Genomic DNA, 20,665 nt, shown 5'->3' on the forward strand with positions numbered 1-20,665 from the left:
GCACCGCCGCGGGCCGGTCCGGCCGGCCCTTCGGGGTGTTAAGAAGGGCCCCTTCTACAACGCCAGGCGTTAAGAAGGGGCCCTTCCTTACATCGCCGGCGGCGCTCAGAACGCGCAGGCGATGACCAGTTCGGTGGTGCGATCCGGCAGCAGGTCCAGCTTCGCGATCCGGCCCGCCGCGCGCAGGTCGTCGGCGACCGTGCCGAGCTGGTCCAGCACCGCCGCCGGTCCGAGCGCCTCGGCCAGCGGCACGTCCGCCTTCATCGACAGCTTCCGTTCCGACTTGGCGCGGCGCACCTGACCCAGCGCGTCAGCGGCCAGTCGCAGCAGTTCCGGGTGACCCGGCGCCTGCGTCGCGCGGCCCACCTCGTACGTGGTCGGCCACGGCGAGCGGTGCACCGAGCCGTACCGCCACCACGACCAGACCTCCTCGGTGACGAACGGCAGCACCGGCGCGAACAGGCGCAACTGCACCGACAACGCGGTCGCCAGCGCCGCCCGGGCCGAGTCGGCCGCCGGCCCGGTGCCGTAGGCGCGCTCCTTCACCAACTCGATGTAGTCGTCGCAGAACCGCCAGAAGAACGCTTCGGTGGCCATCAGGGCGGCGGTGTGGTCGTACCCGTCGAAGGCGGTGGTCGCGGTCGCGACCACGCCGGACAGTTCGGCGAGCATCGCGGTGTCCAGCGGTTGGGTCGCCGCGGCCCGCAGTGCGTCGGCGGCGCCCAGCCCGAGCGCGAACCGCGACGCGTTGAGCAGCTTGGTGGCCAGCCGCCGGCCCACCTTGACCTGGGCCGGGTCGAAGGCGAGGTCCATGCCCGGCTTGCCGTTGGCGGCCCAGTAGCGGACCGCGTCGGAGCCGTTCTGTTCCAGCAGCGCCATCGGCGTGACCACGTTGCCCTTGGACTTCGACATCTTCTTGCGGTCCGGGTCGAGGATCCAGCCGGAGAGCACAGCGGTGTGCCAGGGCAGCGCGCCGTGCTCCAGGTGGGACCGGGCGACGGTGGCGAACAGCCAGGTCCGGATGATGTCGTGCCCCTGCGGGCGCAGGTCCATCGGGAAGACCCTGGCGAACAGGTCCGGGTCGGTCTCCCAGCCGCCGACGATCTGCGGGGTCAGTGACGAGGTGGCCCAGGTGTCCAGCACGTCCGGGTCGCCTGTGAAACCGCCCGGCACGCCGCGCTGCGACTCCTCGTATCCGGGCGGCGGTTCGCTGCTCGGGTCGATCGGGAGCGTCGCCTCGTCCGGTGTGAGAGGGTGGGTCCAGTCCGGCTCGCCAGTGTCGTCGAGCCGGTACCACACCGGCACCGGCACGCCGAAGAACCGCTGCCGGCTGACCAGCCAGTCACCGGTGAGGCCGCCCACCCAGTGTTCGTAGCGGTGCCGCATGTGCTCCGGCACCCAGTGCAGCTCCCGACCCCGGGCCAGCAGCTCCTCGCGCAGGCCGGCGTCCCGGCCGCCGTTGCGCAGATACCACTGCCGGGTCGAGACGATCTCCAGCGGCCGGTCGCCGCGCTCGTAGAACTTCACCGGGTGCGTGATCGGGCGCGGCTCGCCGACCAGATCACCCGCGTCGGCCAGCAGCTCCACCAGCGTCCGCCGGGCGCCGTTCACCGTCTGCCCGGCCAGCGCCGCGTAGGGCGCCGCCGGCACGCCGGCCGGCGGCTCCGGCAGCAGCCGCCCGTCCCGGCCGATCACCACGCGGGTGTCCAGCCGCAGCTCACGCCACCAGGTCACGTCGGTCAGGTCACCGAACGTGCAGACCATCGCGATGCCCGTGCCCTTGGCCGGGTCCGCCAGCGGGTGCGCGCGCACCGGCACCTCGACCCCGAACACCGGGGTACGCGCGGACGCGCCGACCAGGTCCGCGTACCGCTCGTCGTCGGGGTGGCAGACCAGCGCCACGCAGGCCGGCAGCAGCTCCGGGCGGGTGGTGTCGATCAGCACCTCGCGGCCGTCCGGCCCGGTGAACCGCAGCCGGTGGTACGCGCCGGGCCGCTCCCGGTCCTCCAGCTCGGCCTGCGCCACGGCGGTGCCGTACCCGACGTCCCACAGCGTCGGCGCCTCGGCCTGGTACGCCTCGCCCCGCGCCAGATTGCGCAGGAACGCGCGCTGGCTCGCGGCGCGGGCCGCCGACCCGATCGTGGTGTACGTCAGCGACCAGTCCACGGACAGCCCGAGCCGCCGCCACAGCGCCTCGAACGCCTTCTCGTCCTCCACGGTGAGCAGTTCGCACAGCTCGATGAAGTTACGCCGGGAGATCGCCGTCGGGTTCTTCCGGGCCGCGTCGTCCACCGGCGCGGACGGCGGCCGCCAGTTGCTGTCGTACGGCAGCGCCGGGTCGGGACGCACGCCGTACACGTTCTGCACCCGGCGTTCGGTGGGCAGCCCGTTGTCGTCCCAGCCCATCGGGTAGAAGACCGTGCGCCCGCGCATCCGCTGGAACCGGGCCACCGTGTCGGTGTGCGTGTACGAGAAGACGTGCCCCATGTGCAGTTCGCCCGACACGGTCGGCGGGGGAGTGTCGATCGCGTATACGTCCGACCGCTCCTTCGTACGGTCGAACGCGTACGTGCCGTCGGACTGCCAGCGGCGGGCCCAGGTCTCCTCGAGGCCGTCCAGGCTCGGACGCTCGGGGACGCCGCCGCGGGCGCTGATCGTCGTGTCGGTCATCAGCCGATGGTAGGCAGCCCGGTTGCCGCACTCCACGACTTTCCCCACCCCGCGCGTCCTCGCCGATCTTGCGCTTGCCGCCCCGGCACAAGCCGCTTTTCGGGCATCCCTCGGGCCGCAAGTGCAAGATCAACGAGGGTCGGAGGAGAGAGCTAGAGGAGCGAGTCGCGCCACTGGCGGTGCAGGGCGGCGTAGCGGCCGTCGGCCGCGATCAGCTCGGCCGGTGGGCCGTCCTCCACGATCCGGCCGTCGTCGAGCACCAGCACCCGGTCCGCCGTCTCCACGGTGGAGAGACGATGGGCGATCACCAAGGCGGTACGGTCGCGCAGCACGTTGTGCAGGGCCCGCTGCACCAACCGCTCGGTCGGCACGTCCAGCGACGAGGTCGCCTCGTCCAGGATCAGCACCCGCGGGTCGGCGAGGAACGCCCGGGCGAACGCGACGAGCTGCCGCTGACCGGCGGACAGCCGCCCGCCGCGCCGGTGCACGTCCGTGGCGTACCCGTCGGGCAGCGCGGCGATGAAGTCGTGCGCGCCGATCGCCCGCGCCGCCGCGACCACCGCCTCGTCGTCCGCGTCCGGCCGCCCGAACCTGATGTTGTCGGCCACGGATCCGCTGAACAGGTGGGTCTCCTGGGTCACCAGCACCACCGCCCGGCGCAGTTCGGCGTCGGCCAGGTCACGCAGGTTCACCCCGTCCAGGTCGACAGCGCCCGCGTCCGGGTCGTGGAACCGGGCCAGCAGCTTCGCGACAGTGGACTTGCCGGCGCCGGTCGGCCCGATCAGCGCCACCGTCTGCCCGGGCGGCACGACCAGGTCCAGGCCGGACAGGATCGGCGTCTGCCGCCGGTAGCCGAAGTCGACGGCGCGGAACGTCACCGCCCCGCGCGGCGGCCCGGCCGGCAGCGGCACCGGATCCGCCGGTTCGGCCACCGCCGGGCGCTCGTCCAGCACCCCGGCCAGCTTCTCCAACGCGGCGGTCGCCGACTGGAGCGCGTTGTAGAACTGGCTCAACTCCTCCATCGGCTCGAAGAACCGGCGCAGGTAGAGCAGGAACGCGGCGAGCACGCCCACCTCGACGCCGCCGCCCAGCACCCGCCAGCCGCCGTACCCGAGCACCACCGCCGTGGTCAGGTTGCCGATCAGCCGGATGCCCGGCGAGTAGATCGCGATCAGCCGGAACGCGCGCAGGCTGGAGCGCCGGTAGTCGTCGTTCACGGCGGCGAAGATGCGCTCGTTGCGCTCCTCCCGGCGGTACGCCTGCACGGCCCGGATCCCGCGCAGCGACTCGACGAAGTGCACGATGACCAGCGCCACCGCCTCCCGGGTACGCCGGTAGGCGCCCGCCGACGCGCGCGCGAACCAGCGCGACAGCAGGAACAGGAACGGGAACGCGAGCAGCGTCACCGCCGCCAGCGGCAGGTCCAGCCAGAGCAGGATGCCCGCCACCGACAGCACCGACAGCCCGGCCATCACCAGCTTGTCGATGCCCCCGTCGACCAGTTCGGCGATCGACTCCAGGTCGCTCGTCAGCCGGGACACCATCCGCCCGGAGGTGTAGCGCTCGTGGAAACCGACGTCGAGGCGGAGGAAGTGCCCGTACACCCGTCGGCGCAGGTCCAGCAGGACGGCCTGGCCGATCCGGGCGGCGAGGGTGAGGAACGCGCGCCGGGCCGCGTACTCGACGGCTGTCGCCACCACGAACGCGGCGGCGACAGCGATCAGCGGGCCGGGATCACCGGCCCGCAGTGGCCCGATGCCCCGGTCGATGCCGAGCATGACCAGGTACGGGCCGGACATCGCGGCGGCGTTCTGGGCCAGCAGAAGCGCCACCGCCAGCCCGAGCGCACGCCGGTGCGGGCGCAGCAGTTGCCGCAGCAGGAGCCGGCTGCGGGCGCGGAGCCGGGCCACCGCCGCCGGGAGGAGTCTCGGCGCGTTGCGGTCGGCGTCCGGGTCGGTGGCCCGGGCCGCGCCAGCGGGACAGGTCGTCGCGTCCGCCGGTGCGGTTCTAGGGCAATAAATCATGAACACTGAAGAGGGGGAACGACCACCTTCGCCGTGAGAATGACATTTTTACTCGTGTGCACTGTGATAAATTACTTAGTAGATTTTGGCTTGGCGACCCCCAAGCACGGAGCCCAAAGGGGCAAGGCTAGCCGCTACCGACACGCCGGACAGGAGCTTATCCAATAAACGAGGCCTTTCTACCTGTACTAAAGAACAACCGGAATCAGACCCTGACGAGCAGCGGGTTGCACTACGCCCGTGTGCTTTTCATTCGCTCAGGCTCCAATGCCCTATATGTGTTCGCTTACAGTCCCGGCCAGGCCGAGCGCTCCCTGAGGCGGGGCAACCCGCGGCGCGCCGCCGGTCACGAGCGCACCAGACCGACGCCGCCGGAACGGCGCTCCGGCTCGGCGGAGAGCACCGCCCGGTACGCCGGCACCCGGGCCAGCAGCTCCGAGTGGGTGCCGACGGCGACGATCCGGCCGCCGTCCAGCAGCGCCACCCGGTCCGCCAGCGCCACTGTCGAGGGGCGGTGCGCCACCAGCAGGGCCGTGGTGCGGCTCTCCCGCAGCACCCGGCGCAGCGCCGCCTCCACGAGCGCCTCGGTGTGCACGTCGAGCGCGGAGAGCGGATCGTCGAGCACCAGCAGTACGGGCCGCCCGAGCACCGCGCGGGCCAGCGCGAGGCGCTGCCGCTGCCCGCCGGACAGCGACAGCCCCTGTTCACCGACCCGGGTGGCCAGCCCCCAGGGCAGCTCGTACGCGAAGTCCGCCTGCGCCAGCGCCAGCGCCGCCCGGACCTCCTCCTCGCCCGCGTCCGGCCGCCCCAGCGTCAGGTTCTCCCAGACCGACATGGAGAACAGGGTCGGCTCCTCGAACGCCACCCCGACCAGCCGTCGCAGCGAGCCGAGCCGCAGGTCACGCACGTCGCGCCCGTCGACGGTGATCCGGCCGCGGGTCACCTCGTGCAGCCGGGGGACGAGCGACAGCAGCGTGCTCTTGCCGCAGCCGGTGACGCCGACGAGCGCCATCGTCTCGCCCGGCTCGACGGTCAGGTCCAGGTCGTGCAGCACCGGCGCCGAGGTGCCCGGGTAGCGAAAGGTGACCCCCTCGAAGCGGAGCCGGCCGCGTACGTCGGCGCGCTCCAGCGACCGGGCGTGCGGCGCGTCCACGATCGTCGGGCGGGTGTCGAGGACCTCCTGGATCCGGTCGGCGGCGGTGGCGGCCTCCTGGCCGTTGGCGATGATCCAGCCGAGCGACTGCACCGGCCAGATCAGCATGAGCTGGAGGCTGACGAACGCGACCAGCTCCCCGATGGACAGCGCGCCCTCGGCGACGGCCGCCGCGCCGGTCACCAGGACCGCGCCGAGGGTCAGGTTGGGCACCAGGTCGAACAGCGCCGAGGTGCGGGCCAGCAGCCGCGCCTTGCCGATCCCGGTGTCGTGCAGCCGGCGCGCGCCGACGGCGAACCGTGCGGCCAGTTCCGGCCCCCGCCCGTACGCCCGCATGGTGCGCAGCCCCTGCGCGGTCTCCTCGACGAGCGTGGCCACGTCGCCCTGCTGGTCCTGCATCCGGCGCGACGCCGCGTGGTAGTGCCGGGCGAAGCGGCGGCTGATCAGGAACAGCGGAACGGCGCTGGCCGCGACCAGCGACCCCAGCCAGGGGTGCAGCCGGATCAGCAGCACCACCACGGCGACGTAGGTGATCAGGTTGAGGACCAGGAACAGCAGCCCGAAGGAGAGGAACCGCCGGATCACCGAGAGGTCGCTGGTGATCCGGGACAGCAACTGGCCGGACTGCCAGCGGTCGTGGAAGCCGGCCGGGAGCCGTTGCAGGTGGGCGTAGATGTCGGCGCGGATGGCCGCCTCCATGCCCACCGAGGACGACGACTGGGTCCAGCGGCGGATGAAGATGAGAACCGCCTCGGCCAGCCCGAGCAGCAGCGCGAGGGCGCCGAGCCGCAGCAGCCCGGCCTCGTCGTGCCGGGCCACCGGCCCGTCGACCACCCGCTGCACCACCAGCGGAACGGCGAGGCTCGCCGCAGTGGCCGCGAGCGCCGCCACCAGCAGCCAGGCGAACTCCGTCGCGTACGGGCGCAGGTAGGGCCGCAGCCGCCAGAGGTTGCGCAGCGGCTTGGACCGGGCGTCGTCTTGCGCCGCGGGGTTGCCGTCGCTGGGCGCGGGCACTACCCGACGGTAGCCGCCGGGGGTGACGTTTCCGCTGTCAGCTAGCCGTCACCCGTCCCTCATGCCCGAGAAGCCACTTCTTCACGGGCAGGCCCCAGCGGTAGCCGCCGAGCGTGCCGTCGGTGCGCAGCACGCGGTGACAGGGCACGAAGAGCGCTGCCGCGTTGCGCGCGCATGCCGCCGCGGCGGCGCGGACCGCGGCGGGGCGTCCGGCCAGTGCGGCGAACCCGGTGTAGGTGACCGGGTCGCCGGGCTTGACGTCGCGCAGCACCTGCCAGGCGTGCGTCAGGAAGAGCCCGCCGCTGTGCTGCTCCACCGGGATCGCGTCGATCGCGGCGAGGTCTCCGTCCAGGTAGGCCCGGACGGCGGCGGTGACCGGACCGAGGTCGGGCCGTTCCCGCAGGTCACCACGCAGGCTCGGGTGGGTCAACGGCGCCAGGGCCGCCGGGTCGGGCGTGAAGCCGGCCGCGCGTACCGCGCCGTCGGGGCCGGCGAGCACGCTCAACGGGCCGACCGGTGTGTCGATGACGGTGCTGTCCACAGTGCTCATGCTGCTCTCCAGAGTCGGATCGTCGCGTAGGACCGCCAGGGGCGCCAGCGTTCGGCGTACGCGAGCAGGGTCTTGGGGGTGTCGGGCAGGCCGAGCGCGGTTGCGCCGCGGCGTACGCCCAGGTCGGTGGTGAGGGCGACGTCGGGGTCGCCGAGTGCGCGCATGGCCAGGTAGCCGGTGGTCCACGGGCCGACGCCGGGCACCGCGGCCAGGAGCCGGACCGTCTCCTCCCGGTCGCCCCCGGGTTCCAGGTCCAGCGTCCCGTCGGCGACGGCGCGGGCCAACGCCCGGATCGTCTCCCGGCGGGCGGCCGGCATCCGGAACGCCGGGTCCGGCGCCGCGAGCACGTCGGCGGGACCCGGGAACGCCACCAGGCCGTCGGCCGGGTCGTCGGTGCCCGAACCGCTCGCCGACCGGACGGCGGAGAGCAGGCGGGTGAGCGTGGTCCGCGCCGAGGTCAGCGAGACCTGCTGGGTCACGACGGCGCGGACGGCCAGCTCGAAGCCGTCGACCGCGTGCGGAAGCCGGACGCCCGGCTCGGCGACGACCGCCGGGGCCAGCGCCGGGTCGGCGGCCAGGGTGGCGTCCACCGCGACCGGGTCGGCGTCCAGGTCGAGCAGGCGGCGGCAGCGGGCCACCGCGGGAGCCAGGTCACGCATGTCGGCCAGCCGCAACGTGGCGTCGATGTGGCCGTCGGACGGGGTCAGCGCCACCGTGCCGGGACCGTGCGGCAGGCGCAGCCCCCGGTGGTAGGTGCCGTCGCGGACCACCTCGACGCCGGGCAGCGCGCGCAGCGCGAGGAAGTCCAGCAGCGCGCCCGCGTGCAGCGGTGGCCGGTATGCCAGCCGCAGCGAGAGCGTGCCCGCGCCGGTGGCCGAGGCCGGACCGCGTCGCCCGGCGCGCAGCTCGGACGGGGTGCCGCCGTAGACCTCACGGACCGTCTCGTTGAACTGCCGGACGCTGCCGAACCCGGCGGCGAAGGCCACCTCGGCCAGGCCGAGGCCGGTGGTCTCGATCAGGATCCGGGCGGTCTGCGCGCGCTGTGCCCGGGCCAGCGCCAGCGGGCCGGCGCCCAGCTCGGCCTGGAGCATCCGGTGCAGGTGCCGCTCGGTGTAGCCCAGCCGGCCGGCCAGCCCGGGCACCCCGTCGCGGTCGACCACGCCGTCGGCGATCAGCCGCATGGCGCGGCCGACCAGGTCGGCCCGGACGTCCCACTGCGGGGAGCCCGGCGCCGCGTCCGGCCGGCACCGGCGGCACGCCCGCAGCCCGGCTCCCTGCGCGGCGGCGGCCGACGGGAAGAAGCGGACATTCTGCCGCTTGGGTGTCATCGCCGGACAGGACGGCCGGCAGTAGATCCCGGTCGACGTCACGCCGGTGTAGAACCAGCCGTCGAACCGCGGATCGCGGCTGTCGACGGCCCGGTAACACCGCTCAAAGTCCAGCTCCATGCCCCCGATCCTGCCCCCCGCCCCGCCGGCGTGGCTGGCGGTATTCGGACATGACGTTTGGCAGTCGCGTCAGCTCGGGGAGGTGGCGGTATCGCCGGTTCCCGGATGCCGCCACCTCGGCGGAATGGTGTGGATCATGCCCGGCGGACCCGAGAAAGTGTCGTAAGTGGTCGGTACGGTCCCGCCACCAACTCAAGAAAAGGTGCGGGGCATGGCGAGCGTGGCCGGGCGGGGTGTCCGCTGATGCGATCGGGGCGGGCACCGTTGGACGCCGCGGTGGTGCAGGGCTTCTACGAGCGGATGAGGTTGGTGGCGCCGGCCGCCTACGGCGCGATCGAGCGCGACCGGGCCGGTGACCCCGGGCGCCCCTTCCCCGACACCGCCTGCGGCCGGCTGGCCGGCTCGCTCGACCCGGACGGGCTGCGCGCGCTCGGCATGTGGGCGCACCACTGGTGCATGCGCTTCTACGACGACGACACCCGCGTCGGCCTGCGGCTGGTCCGGGAGATCGCCGCCCGGTCCGGCCTGGGCTGGACCGCCGACGAGGTGCGGTGGCTGCTCGACCGGTCGTACGAGGCCGGGCCCGCCGCCGCGCACCGGTTCACGCTGCCGCTGGCCGCCGCGGCGCAACTGCCGGCCGGTGCGCTGCCCGAGGGTGTCGCCGCCGAGGCGTGGCCGGACGACTGGCGCCGGCTGCGGGCCGGCTGACGGCGCCGCCACCAGCCCACCGCTCTGCCGCCCGCCCGAACGCCGACCAGCGCCATCGCCGGGTGGTCCGCGTCGCCACCCAGCCGCGGGCGAGGAGGCCGGTCCGGCATCTGGGCGAGCACCATCGCCGCCACGGCCACCGCGAAACCGGCGAGCTGGACGGGGTCCAGCGCCTCACCGAGCACCGCCCAGCCGAGCGTCGCCGCAGTCAGCGGGCTCAACGCGCCGAGCACCGACACGCGGGACACCGGCAGTCGCGCCGCGCCCCGGAACCACAGCACGTACGCCAGCGCGGTGCCGGCCAGCCCGAGCCACGCGTACCCGAGGACTGCCGGTCCGTCGGGCACGGGCGGCGCGCCCTCGACGGCGGCGGCGACCGGCACGATCATCAGGCCACCGGCGACGAGCTGCCAGCTCGTCGCGGCCAGGATGCCCACTCCGGGTGGCCGGCCCCAGCGGCGGGTGAGCACCAGCCCGGCGGCCATCGCCACGGCCCCGGCGAGCCCGGCGGTGACGCCGAGCGGGTCGAGGCCGGCGCCGGGGCGCAGCACTACGAGGGCGACGCCGAGCGGGGCGGCCACGGCGGCGACCAGCGCCGGCCGGGTGGGGCGGTCGCGGAGCAGCGCGACCGTCAGCACCGCCACCAGCAGCGGCTGGGCGGCGCCGAGCACGGCGGCGGTGCCGCCGGGCAGCCGGTACGCGGCGAGGAAGAGCAGCGGGAAGAACACCCCGATGTTGAGCGCGCCGAGCACGGCGGCCCGCCCCCACCAGAGGCCGTGTGGTCGCCGTCGGGTCAGCGCGAGCAGCAGCAGACCGGCCGGGAGGGCGCGGATCGCGCCGGCCCAGAGCGGCCGGTCCGGGGGCAGGAGTTCGGCGGTGACCAGGTAGGTGGTGCCCCAGGTGACGGGGGCGGCGGCGGTGAGCGCGACGTCGGTCCAGCGAGAGTTCACAGCAGCTTCCTCAGCTCTAAGTATCTTAGGGCTAAGCTACTCAGGCCCGAGCGAAAAGGGAAGTGGGACGTGGGGCACAATCGGCAGCCGTGACAGGCGACGAGGTGGACGCGATCGTCGAGCAGTGGCGGCGGGAACGACCCGGCATGCGGCCCGAGCCGATGGCCGTGTTCGGCCGCATCTACCGGCTCGCCCGGCTGGTCGGCGACGGCCAGGAGAAGGTGTACGCGGCCTGGGGCATCGGCCGAGGTGAGTTCGACGTGCTCGCCGCGCTGCGCCGCTCCGGTGAGCCGTACACGCTGGCGCCGAAGGCGCTCGCCGCCTCGCTGATGCTCACCTCGGGCGGCATGACCGGGCGGCTCGACCGCCTCGAACGGGCCGGCCTGGTACGGCGCTCGCCGGACCCGGCCGACCGGCGGGCGCTGCGGGTCACACTCACCGACACCGGTCGCCGGGTGGTCGAGGAGTCCGCCGAGGCCGGGCTCGCGGTGCAGCGGCGGATCCTCGACGCGCTGCCGCCGGCCGACCAGGAGCGGCTGGCCGACCTGCTGCGTACGCTGCTCGCCGCGGCCGACACCTCCGGTCCGGCACAATGATCGTCACTGTCATCGGCCGGAAGGACGCCCGTGCCCGCCACTGAACCGACGATCGTCGCCACCAGCATGGGTTTCGCCAGCCGTCGTCGTGGCCCCTGGGACGCCCGGCCCAGCGCCCTGTTCGACCTGATGGCCGACCTGGCCGGGGCCGGTGACGCGCCGCGCGTCTGCTACCTCGGCCAGGCCACCGGCGACCAGCCGACCGGGTTCACCGTCTTCTACGGCGCCTTCGCCGGCACCCGGTTCCGCGCCTCCCACCTGGCGCTCTACCCGATGCCGAACGTCGAGGACATCCGCGCCCACCTGCTCGCGCAGGACGTCATCTGGGTCGGCGGCGGCAGCGTGGCCAACCTCTGCGCGGTCTGGCGGGTGCACGGCCTGCCGGAGATCCTGCACGAGTGCTGGCAGGCAGGCGTGGTGCTCGGCGGTGTCTCCGCCGGCTCGATCTGCTGGCACACCGGCGGCGCCACCGACAGCTACGGCCCGACGCTGCGGCCCTTCACCGAAGGGCTGGGCTGGCTCCCGTACGGCAACGGCGTGCACTACGACAGCGAGGAACAGCGGCGACCGCTGATGCACCAGCTGGTCGCCGACGGCACGCTCCCGGCCAGCCACTGCACCGACGACGGCGTCGGGCTGATCTACCGGGGCACCCGGCTGGCCGAGGCGGTGGCCGACCGGCCGGGCGTGGCCGCGTACCAGCTGGTCCGCGCCGAGGACGGCACCGCCCGGGAGACCCGGATCGAGCCGCGCCTGCTGTCGGAGTGACAGGCTTCGCGGACCTGCCTGCCCGGCGCGGGCGGCGAACCGCGTAAGCTGGTTCGTCGTGAGTCTCACCATCGGCATCGTCGGCCTGCCCAACGTGGGCAAGAGCACCCTGTTCAACGCGCTGACCAAGAACGACGTGCTCGCCGCGAACTACCCGTTCGCCACCATCGAGCCGAACGTCGGCGTGGTCGGGCTGCCCGACGAGCGGCTGGCCAAGCTGGCCGAGATCTTCTCCTCGCAGAAGGTGCTGCCGGCGCCCGTCTCCTTCGTCGACATCGCCGGCCTGGTCCGCGGCGCGTCCAAGGGGCAGGGCCGGGGCAACGCGTTCCTTGCCAACATCCGCGACGCCTCGGCGATCTGCCAGGTGGTGCGCGCCTTCTCCGACCCGAACGTGGTGCACGTCGACGGCAAGGTCTCCCCGGCCGACGACATCGAGACGATCAACACCGAGCTGATCCTGGCCGACATCCAGACGCTGGAGAAGGCGCTGCCCCGGCTGGAGAAGGAGGCCAAGCTCCGCAAGGACCGGGCCGCCGCCGTCGAGGCCGCCAAGAAGGCGGTCGAGGTCCTCGACAACGGTGTGACCCTGTACGCGGGCGCCGCAGCCGCGAAGGTCGAGCTGGAACACCTGCGTGAGCTGCACCTGCTCACCACCAAGCCGTTCCTCTACGTCTTCAACGTCGACGAGGCCGAGCTGGGCAACGCCGAGTTCCTCGACGAGCTGCGCGGTCTGGTCGCCCCCGCCGAGGCGATCTTCATGGACGCCAAGATCGAGTCCGAGCTGGTGGACCTGCCCGAGGACGAGGCCCGCGAGCTGCTGGAGTCGATCGGGCAGTCCGAGCCCGGCCTGAACCAGCTCGTCCGGGTCGGCTTCCGCACGCTCGGGCTCCAGACGTACCTGACGGCCGGCCCCAAGGAGGCGCGGGCCTGGACCGTCCCGGTCGGCGCGACCGCGCCGGAGGCCGCCGGGGTGATCCACAGCGACTTCCAGCGCGGCTTCATCAAGGCCGAGGTGGTCTCCTACGACGACCTGGTCGAGGCCGGATCGATGGCGGCGGCGAAGGCCGCCGGCAAGGTCCGGATCGAAGGCAAGGAGTACGTGATGCAGGACGGCGACGTGGTGGAGTTCCGCTTCAACGTCTGAATCCGGCCCGTTTCCGCAGGTCAGAAGGGTGGTTCCTCGCTCTGGGGCACACCGGGGGGCAACTCCACGCCTCATCGACCGCCCGGCGGGTGCGCTCCTCCGAGTCCGGCATGCACCAGCAGTTCGGCCACGATGATGACCGACTCGCCCTGCATCAGCAGGACCGAAGCGTAGTGGTTGCGCAGGTCGTGAGTCGACTTGAAGGGTTGCAGTTCGCCGGCCCACTTCGGGCCATGGCCTCACAGTGCCGCTACCACGCTGGATCAGCTCTGATCCCGCACCCGAACTCCTCGCGGGTCTTGCGGCCGGCTACAGCACGCGTAGAAGGCCGTACCTCACGGCGAAGTCAGTGTCGGAGCGTGGTGGTGTCCGCCGCAGAAGTTGCTCAGCCTCGCAGCTGCGGCGCTCGGTGCCTAGGCCGACGCTGACGTGTTCAAGCGTCGGGTGATCAACGAATGGCTTGAACGCATCAGCAGGGAGCAGGGCCTCAGTTACCGACAGCTCCCGCAGCTGGGGTGCGGCAGCGAGGCCCTGTAGGGATGTCGTGTGCCGAAGGTGTCGCATGGCGGTGCAGTCGGCGCGTAGCAGCGTAGTGCAGGAGCTGAAGTCGGGAAGTCGGTCCGCAGTGAGCGCGTCCAAACACAGCCATTGCAGTGCGGGCAGGCGTGTCACCGGGTCGAGGTCGGTGAGCTTGCGAACTGCGCGTAGCGCGACGTAGCGAAGCGTGGGGACCTGGAGCAGCCATTCGCCGTGTGCCAACGAGCCGAGGGTCAGCGCCAATGACTGCAGGTGGGGCAGGGCAATCAGTGGGAGATATTGGTCGACCGGGAGTCGCCACAGCGAAAGTCCCTGCAGGTTGGGGTTGGCGTCGATCAGTTCCGGAAGGCCGCCTCGGTGCGCGACGATCCGCAGTTGGCGAAGGTCACGGAACGCGGCGACCGGGGTCAGGTTGAGAGGCTTGCGGGTCTCGCCGATGTCGAGGAGCTCGACGTCGGCGCTCAGTTGGTGCAGCGGCGCCAAGTCAGTCAGGTTGTGTAGGTGGGCGACGCTGAAGCGACGGAGGCGTGGGAACCAGCGCAGGAACCGCAGCGTAGCGAGGTCCTCGTCGAAGCCGTACGCGCGCAGAGTGACCGTCGGATGCTCCGCCAATAGCGCGGCGAGCAACCTGTACTCCGCCTCGGCGAGTGGCTGGCTGAACTGAACAACCGAAGCATCGTCGAGCCTGACTCGAAGCTGCTGCATGTCGAGAGGGCTCGACACGTCCACGATGCGGCTCATGACCTGCGATCTTCCTGCCCAGGCTGCCAGCACGCCAGCGTCGTGAACCATGGTGTCACCGTCGGTGCCCGGCGCTCTCCGGGCCTGTGTAACCCGTCAACTGGCATCGCCGTTTAGCGCATCAACCGGATTACGACACCGGCTGCCAGCGATGTCGGGTCTCAGGACCTGCGTGACAGATCAGTCTCGGGACGTGGGTGACACGTCCGGCTAGACGATCTTCGGTTGAGGGTAGCGCTTGTGTATGCCCTGGCTAGTTGGGGTTGGCAAGAACTTCGATGTGGATCGGTTCTTGGCTGTTGAGGTAGAGGACGTAGCCCGCTTCTTGGTCCTCGATCGCGTCGACAGGAACCATCTCAAGCGCGTAGTCCGGCCGGGGTAGGAATCCGAAGTCGGCGGGAGGGTCGAACCTCTCGATGGAGGTAACCCGCACCTTCGTCGGTGGGATGCCGACGAAGCAAGGGTCACTGGCTTGCAGTTCGGAGGCGTCGGGCTCCAGTCGCCACGGTGTGTTGAGCCAGCCGTGCGCGTCAGGGTCACGAGGAAAGCCCACGGTGCCATCCCATGAGTTGGTTGACTCGGGGTCCGCCTCCCGCCATGGCCAGTCGATGAGCAGGCGCTGGGGCGTGGTCCTGACGACCCGCGTGTCGAACGCCTCGGCTGAGATCAGGAGCAGGTCGCCGACGGTGTAGCCGAGGGCCTTCGTCAACCTGGTGCTATCCATGGTCTGATCTGCCAGTTTCCTTGCTCCAGCTCATGAGCGACAAAGCTAGGAATGGCACCGGCGGGGCGTCAAGCTTCGTCCCGGTGCTGCGGGGTGCGGGCCGCGCGTGAGGGTTCGGGTTTGCGGACCTTGAACCGGGCGATCGGCTTGACAGTGGTGCGGGTGACCTCGGCGACGAGTTGGTCGCCGTTGTGGACGCGGAAGGTGGTGTCGGAGGCTTCGACGGTGAGGGTGGTTCCGGCGTGGTGGATGCCGACGTGGATGCGTTGGCCGGCGATGACGAGGTTCCTCGGCAGCTGACGCGGCCTTCGACCCGGATCGGTTCGGGTGCCGGGGCGGGTGGGGGTCCGGCGGGGGCGACGACTTCCGGTCCCGGCCCGGGCGAGTGATCGACCGAGCCGCAGGCTCCCCCTGCGCGCGTTCGTGCCGAGAGACGTGTCCGTCGTGGTCAGGCGCGACGCTCGGCAAGGACCCTGCGGAACAGGGCCGGGTAGCCGGCATGAGCCAGCGGTAGCGCTCCGAGCGCGTCTGCGGTGAACCAGCCGACGGCGTCGTGTTCCTCCGGCGCCAGGTTGGCCGGAGACCCGCTCCACGCTTCGATCAGCCAAATCCGCATGTCGAACGTGTCGGCGTGAACCTCGTGCACTGGTGGACCCGACGGCACCGCCACGTCGACGCCCAGTTCCTCTCGGAGCTCACGGGCAAGTGCGACACGGGGCGGTTCCCCGGGCTCGACGTGCCCGCCGGGCAGGTCCCAGACGTCAGGCAGCACACGACGCAGGGGAGAGCGGTGGCACAGGAGTATCCGGTCGCCGTCGCACAGCAACCCGGTGACGATGCGTGCCTTGGGAGAGCCGTCCGCCGAGGCCTCCGATGCGGGGCCGGTCCACGTGGACACCGGACGCTACGCCTGCGCGTCCAGGTCGCGCACCGCGAAGCGGAGGTGTTCCCACTCCTCGTCGAAGATGACGTGGAGGCAGTGCAGGACCGGCTTCTCGTGTTCGGGTGACCAGGCTGACGGCCGAGGCTCGGCGAGCAGCTCCGGAGTGATGCCCGTGAGGAAGTCCCGCACCATGGCCTGCCGCTCGGCGCGCAGATCGAGCACCTGGGCGAGACTCGGCCGCGCCGCGGGGAAGATCGACATGTCGAGTCCGTCCGTCTCGTACTCTGCGTGCGGCTGCCCGAGCGGATGGAAGGGCTGCGGCAGGCGCAGGATCGCCTTGCCGAGCCAGGCGTCGGTGGCGAACGCGAGGTGGCGCAGGGTCTGCGCGAACGACCACTCGCCGTCGATCGAGATGTCGGCGGCGCCGTCGGGCATCGACACGACCCGGTCGACCGCGGCCGCCCAGGCTCGTTCGAGCGCCGCCCACGCCGCGCGCAGGCCGTCGGGATCCTCGGCACGCCTCAGCTCGCGCCCGGGGAACCGCCGGTTGAGTTCGGCCTCGACGAGCGGCACGACGTCGACACCGTTGACCAGCAGCGCGCCGTCGGTGAGCCACGGCGCGTCGATGTCGAGCCCGCGCACGTCGACGCCGCGCATCACCGCGCCGGCAAGCGTCGACCTGGTGAAGCGCGCGCCTTGCAGGTCCCGGTCCACGAACGTCGTGAGGTCGCTCTGGTCCACGGCGCACCCCTCTCGTCGGCGATCGCGGCAATGCTAGCGAGCAGGTCCGACAACAGCTGTCGATGCGACCGGACCGGGGAGCTGCGGGTGGCGGCCGACGACCCGCATAACGCGGATCGTCGGCCGACCATCCGTGCCCGCCGTCAGGCGTTGGCCCGGCGGATGGCCGCCATCCCCCCGAGGGCGGCCACCGCGGCGATCAGGGCGGGCCACCCCACCAGCAGGCTGACCTGGTGCTGGCTGCTCAGCCACTGCCAGATGTCATCGAACCATCCCTGCCAGGTGATCAACGCGACGAGCAGGCCGGTCACCAGGATCAGGGCCGCGCCGGCCCCGAACAGGCCGTTCATGCCGAACCGGACGTACCAGACGGCGACGAAGACGGAGACGAAGTTCAGGAACAGGAACGGCACCGCGTAGACGGCGATCTGCAACAGCCCGTTGTCGACGTCGACGTACGGGATTCGGAAGAACCGCAGCTGGATCCCGAAGCCGCCGGTGGCGCCCTCGATCAGGTTGAGCAGGTAGAGCAGGACGCCGTAGACGACCGCCTGCACCACGTTGACGAGCACCGTGGCGAGGTAGAAGGTGCGCCGGGTGACGCCCATGCCGAGCGCGAACGGGAACACCTGGCTGATCGAGGTGGCGGCGACGATCGAGCAGACGATGTAGATACTGACCAGACCGCCCGTGGTGTTCTTGCCCGGCGCGGCCTCGTCGATCGAGGCGAAGATCAGCAGGTTGACGCCGAGCGAGATGGCCATGATGCCCCATGGCCAGGCCAACTGGCTGACCCAGGCGATGGTGTGCATCCGGGCGACGTCGAGGATACGAGTCATCGCGCGTTCGTCCTTTCCGTCGTCAGGCGCACCACGGCCTGTTGGAGCGACACCGGTGCCAGGTCGATGCCGAGCTTCTTGGCGCGCGTCCGTTCGGCGTCGTCGAACGACCCGCGCAGCGACGCGCGGACCGCGCCGCCGAGTTGCTCACGATGCAGCGCCTGGTGCGCGGCGGCGAACTCGTCCACCGCAGCGGCCGGGCCGGACGCCTCCACCACCTCGCCGCGCAGCTCGTCGCTGGGCGCGTCGAGCAGCAGCTTTCCGCGGTCGAGCAGCAGTACGTGCTCGATCAGGTCGGCCACCTCGTCGATGAGGTGTGTGGAGAGCACGACGGTGCGCGGGTTCTCGGCGTAGTCGGCGAGCAGCCGGTCGTAGAAGAGTTGCCGGGCGACCGCGTCGAGACCGAGGTACGGCTCGTCGAAGAAGGTCAGCGGCGCGCGTGCGGCCAGGCCGATCGTCACGCCCAGCGCGGACAGCATGCCGCGGGACAGTTTGCGTACCTTGCGCTTGCGCGGCAGGTCGAAGTCGTCCACCAGGGACTGCGCGAAGTCCTCGTCCCAGTTGGGGAACAGCCGCTTGGCCAGGCTCAGCACGTGCCGGACCTGGTACGCGGTCGGGTACGTCTGACTCTCCTTGATGAAGACCACCCGCGACAGCACCCGCTCGTTCTCGTACGGCCGCTCACCGAAGAGCATGAGGTCGCCGCTGGTGCCGCTGTTCTGGCCGGTGATCAGCTGCATCAGCGTCGTCTTGCCGGCGCCGTTGCGGCCGAGAAGCCCATAGATCTTGTCGCCCGTCAACGTGAAGGTGACGTCATCGAGAGCGGTCACCTCGCCGAACCGCTTCGTGAGCCCGGCTGCCGCCACGACGCTCATCGCTGTTCCTCCCCTGTGTCGATGAGCTTCTTCAGCTCCTCGGTGCCGATGCCCAACTTGCGTGCCTCCTCGATGAGGGGCCGCACGTACTGGTCGGAGAACTCGCGCCGGCGGCGTTCCCGGAGTGTTTCGACGGCGCCCGTTGCCACGAACATTCCGATCCCCCTGCGCTTGTAGAGAAGCCCGTCATCGACCAGGCGGTTGATCCCCTTGGCGGCGGTCGCCGGGTTGATCCGGTGGAACGCCGCAAGCTCGTTCGTCGACGGCACCTGGGTCTCCTCCGCGTACGTCCCGTCGATGATCGAGTTTTCGATCATCTCCGCGATCTGGACGAAGATCGGCCGGCCGTCATCCATCCTGGTTCTTTGGTTCATTACTCATGTAACTAACCTTGGCGCTCGCGGGCCGGGGCGTCAAGTCTTCTTCGGTACGCGTGGCCGATTACGGCTCGATCGAGTTCGCGCCGTGACACTGACGATCGACGAGAGCACCCGCCAGGTACGGCAGTCCGTCTGCGGCTGTTGCGACACCGCCGCGGAGCGGACCTGGGCCGACATCCATGCTGACGACGCGTCACCTTCGGCTGCCGGGTCGGGCCGGTGGCCGGCTCGCCGGGGCCGGCCGCGACGCTCGTCAACGGCGGTGAGGTCGCGGGGGACAGCCCGATCTTCGGCCGCAAGCTCCCCGAGTTCCGGCAGATGGTTGACCTGATCCTGGAGCGTGTCCTGCCGCGACCTCACCCGGTGATCAAGGGGTTTATGTCTCCCGGACCGCGCCGACCGGACACAAACTCCTTGATCACCGGGCGGGCCGGGGCGGGACCGGGGCGGGGCGGGCGGGGCGGGGGAGCGTCAGGTGACTGCGGGGCTGCGGCGTTCGATCAGGGTCACGTCGCGCCAGGTGCCGTAGTGGCGGCCCACCCGCTCGCGGGTGCCGACGACGCGGAAGCCGCACGTCGCGTGCAGCGCGAGACTCGCCGTGTTCTCCGGGAACACGCCGGACTGGATGGTCCAGATCCCGGCCGCCTCGGTCGAGGCGATCAGCGCCTCCAGCAGCGCCCGGCCGACCCCGCGCCCGCGCCCCCGCGGGTGCACGTAGACGGAGTGCTCGACCACACCGGCGTAGACGCAGCGGTCGGAGACAGCGGAGCAGGCCACCCAGCCGAGCACGTCGCCTGCCTCGTCGAGCGCCACCCAGCGGTGGCCGGGCAGCCGGGTGGCGGTGAACCGCGCCCAGTCCGGCGGCTCGGTCTCGAACGTGGCGTTGCCCTCGGCGATGCCCAGACGGTAGATCTCCAGCACGGCGTTGGCGTGCGAGTCGTCCATCGCGACGACGGTGACAGTCATCGGTTCCCCCTGTCCGGACCGGCGGTCGTCAGCGTAGTCGCGCGTCGAGGGGCCGGGACGACGCCCGGCCCCTCGACGTGAGCGCTACCGCCGCCGGTAGACGGAGATGTGCGAGCGGCTGTCCGCGTCGAACGGCGACCGGTCCCAGTCGGCGTACCGCTCGGTGAGCCGCAGCCCGGCCCGCTCCGCCAGCTCGTCGACCTGATCCGGCCAGGCGTAGCGCATGGCGAACGGCTTCAGGTGCACGCCGGAGGCGTCGAACGTGACGGTCTGCCGCACGAACGTCTGCGCCGCGCGGTCGTACCGGTGCACGCGGATGGTGGCCGAGTCCTCGGTCACCTCCCGCACCTGGACCTGCTCGTCCCGGTCGAAGTCCGCCGGGTCGGGCACGAACGTCTCGATGACGAACGCCCCGCCGGGCGCGAGCACCCGGGCGACGTTGCGGAAGCACGCCGCCTGGCGTTCCTCGGAGACCAGGTTGAACAGCGTGTTGAACACCAGGAAGACCAGACGGTACGGCCCGGCGACCGGGACGTCCGCCATGTCGCCGATGGTCACGGGCAGGTCCGCGCCGCCCGGCTTGGCGCGCAGGTGCGCGACCATCTCCGGGGACGCCTCGACGCCCTCCACGGTCAGACCGCGGGCGGCCAGCGGCAGGGCCACCCGGCCGGTGCCGACCGCCAGTTCGAGCACCGGGCCGCCCTCGGCCAGCGGTGCGAGGAAGTCGACGGCCGGGGCCGGGTCGGGATTGCCGGGGCCGTCGTAGGTGTCGGCCCAGAGCCGGCCGAACAAGCCGGGATCGTCGAAGACGGACATCACACGCCCTCCCGCCGGGCGGAAGGGACAGGACGCGGCGCGAGGTCAGCGACCTCCGCCGGAATGGGGTACGGAAACACGAAGCCTCGTTTCGGCAAGGGTGACGACGGGTCGGTTGGGCTTCGCAGCGTGTGACAT

The 20,665-nt window shown here is 71.7% G+C and carries 17 protein-coding genes and 2 pseudogenes; 4 read left to right on the plus strand and 15 right to left on the minus strand.

Features of this window, described 5'->3' with window-relative positions; all coding sequences use genetic code 11:
- Window positions 1-105: 105 nt before the first annotated feature.
- The 5 genes and pseudogenes from valS to MCBG_RS24160 form a co-directional block, all read right to left on the minus strand.
- Entirely contained in the window at window positions 106-2,670 is a 2,565-nt protein-coding gene (gene valS / locus MCBG_RS24140; RefSeq protein ID WP_043330943.1) for a valine--tRNA ligase, read from the minus strand.
- Window positions 2,671-2,822: 152 nt separating this feature from the next.
- Window positions 2,823-4,653: pseudogene (locus tag MCBG_RS24145) on the minus strand (ABC transporter ATP-binding protein).
- A gap of 387 nt (window positions 4,654-5,040) precedes the next feature.
- A complete protein-coding gene (locus tag MCBG_RS24150; protein WP_043328385.1) occupies window positions 5,041-6,861 on the minus strand; it encodes an ABC transporter ATP-binding protein in 1,821 nt (606 codons plus the stop codon).
- Between the two features lie 37 nt (window positions 6,862-6,898).
- A complete protein-coding gene (locus MCBG_RS24155) occupies window positions 6,899-7,411 on the minus strand; it encodes a methylated-DNA--[protein]-cysteine S-methyltransferase (RefSeq protein WP_043328386.1) in 513 nt (170 codons plus the stop codon).
- Window positions 7,408-8,859 carry an AlkA N-terminal domain-containing protein gene (locus MCBG_RS24160; RefSeq protein WP_043328388.1) on the minus strand — a complete coding sequence of 484 codons (1,452 nt, stop codon included), beginning with the start codon at window positions 8,857-8,859 and terminating at the stop codon, window positions 7,408-7,410. The genes MCBG_RS24155 and MCBG_RS24160 overlap by 4 nt, the downstream gene beginning before the upstream one ends.
- Window positions 8,860-9,102: 243 nt before the next feature.
- On the opposite strand from MCBG_RS24160, the gene MCBG_RS34340 reads away from it, so the two are divergent.
- Window positions 9,103-9,567 (plus strand): hypothetical protein, encoded by a 465-nt coding sequence (locus tag MCBG_RS34340; RefSeq protein ID WP_223201312.1) that lies wholly within the window; start codon window positions 9,103-9,105, stop codon window positions 9,565-9,567.
- A 176-nt stretch (window positions 9,568-9,743) separates the two neighbouring features.
- Here the strand turns inward: MCBG_RS34340 and MCBG_RS24165 are convergent.
- Window positions 9,744-10,517: pseudogene (locus MCBG_RS24165) on the minus strand (EamA family transporter); the annotation flags it as partial.
- Between the two features lie 89 nt (window positions 10,518-10,606).
- Here MCBG_RS24165 and MCBG_RS24170 point away from each other — a divergent pair.
- Genes MCBG_RS24170 through ychF form a run of 3 tightly spaced genes read left to right on the plus strand, consistent with a single transcriptional unit; the run spans window position 10,607 to window position 13,025 of the window.
- The gene (locus tag MCBG_RS24170; protein WP_043328390.1) at window positions 10,607-11,113 is read left to right on the plus strand and encodes a MarR family winged helix-turn-helix transcriptional regulator; all 507 of its coding nucleotides are present in this window, start codon (window positions 10,607-10,609) and stop codon (window positions 11,111-11,113) included.
- Window positions 11,114-11,143: 30 nt separating this feature from the next.
- Window positions 11,144-11,881, plus strand: a complete 738-nt coding sequence (locus tag MCBG_RS24175) for a Type 1 glutamine amidotransferase-like domain-containing protein (RefSeq protein WP_043328392.1) — start codon at window positions 11,144-11,146, stop codon at window positions 11,879-11,881.
- 58 nt (window positions 11,882-11,939) lie between these two features.
- Window positions 11,940-13,025, plus strand: a complete 1,086-nt coding sequence (gene ychF / locus MCBG_RS24180) for a redox-regulated ATPase YchF (protein WP_043328395.1) — start codon at window positions 11,940-11,942, stop codon at window positions 13,023-13,025.
- Window positions 13,026-13,334: 309 nt separating this feature from the next.
- Here ychF and MCBG_RS24185 read toward each other — a convergent pair whose 3' ends face one another.
- From MCBG_RS24185 to MCBG_RS24230, 9 genes are all read right to left on the minus strand, one after another.
- Window positions 13,335-14,303, minus strand: coding sequence for a hypothetical protein (locus MCBG_RS24185; RefSeq protein ID WP_043328396.1), 969 nt, complete (start codon window positions 14,301-14,303; stop codon window positions 13,335-13,337).
- A 253-nt stretch (window positions 14,304-14,556) separates the two neighbouring features.
- Window positions 14,557-15,012 (minus strand): hypothetical protein, encoded by a 456-nt coding sequence (locus tag MCBG_RS24190; RefSeq protein WP_140946403.1) that lies wholly within the window; start codon window positions 15,010-15,012, stop codon window positions 14,557-14,559.
- A 463-nt stretch (window positions 15,013-15,475) separates the two neighbouring features.
- On the minus strand, window positions 15,476-15,925 hold the full coding sequence (locus MCBG_RS24200; protein WP_043328400.1) for an NUDIX domain-containing protein: 450 nt from the start codon (window positions 15,923-15,925) through the stop codon (window positions 15,476-15,478).
- A 6-nt stretch (window positions 15,926-15,931) separates the two neighbouring features.
- Window positions 15,932-16,651: a DinB family protein gene (locus tag MCBG_RS24205; protein ID WP_043328401.1), complete on the minus strand. Its 720-nt coding sequence runs from the start codon at window positions 16,649-16,651 to the stop codon at window positions 15,932-15,934.
- A gap of 143 nt (window positions 16,652-16,794) precedes the next feature.
- Window positions 16,795-17,490, minus strand: coding sequence for a hypothetical protein (locus MCBG_RS24210; RefSeq protein WP_043328403.1), 696 nt, complete (start codon window positions 17,488-17,490; stop codon window positions 16,795-16,797).
- A complete protein-coding gene (locus MCBG_RS24215; RefSeq protein ID WP_043328404.1) occupies window positions 17,487-18,365 on the minus strand; it encodes an ATP-binding cassette domain-containing protein in 879 nt (292 codons plus the stop codon). The genes MCBG_RS24210 and MCBG_RS24215 overlap by 4 nt, the downstream gene beginning before the upstream one ends.
- Window positions 18,362-18,721, minus strand: a complete 360-nt coding sequence (locus tag MCBG_RS24220; RefSeq protein ID WP_043328406.1) for a GntR family transcriptional regulator — start codon at window positions 18,719-18,721, stop codon at window positions 18,362-18,364. The genes MCBG_RS24215 and MCBG_RS24220 overlap by 4 nt, the downstream gene beginning before the upstream one ends.
- Before the next feature lie 495 nt (window positions 18,722-19,216).
- Window positions 19,217-19,711 (minus strand): GNAT family N-acetyltransferase, encoded by a 495-nt coding sequence (locus MCBG_RS24225; RefSeq protein WP_043328407.1) that lies wholly within the window; start codon window positions 19,709-19,711, stop codon window positions 19,217-19,219.
- Between the two features lie 84 nt (window positions 19,712-19,795).
- Complete coding sequence (locus MCBG_RS24230; protein ID WP_043328408.1) at window positions 19,796-20,527, minus strand: class I SAM-dependent methyltransferase; 732 nt, start codon at window positions 20,525-20,527, stop codon at window positions 19,796-19,798.
- Between the last annotated feature and the right edge of the window lie 138 nt (window positions 20,528-20,665).

The organism is Micromonospora sp. M42 (assembly GCF_000568915.1).
In the GTDB taxonomy this organism is placed as follows: Bacteria; Actinomycetota; Actinomycetes; order Mycobacteriales; family Micromonosporaceae; genus Micromonospora; species Micromonospora chalcea.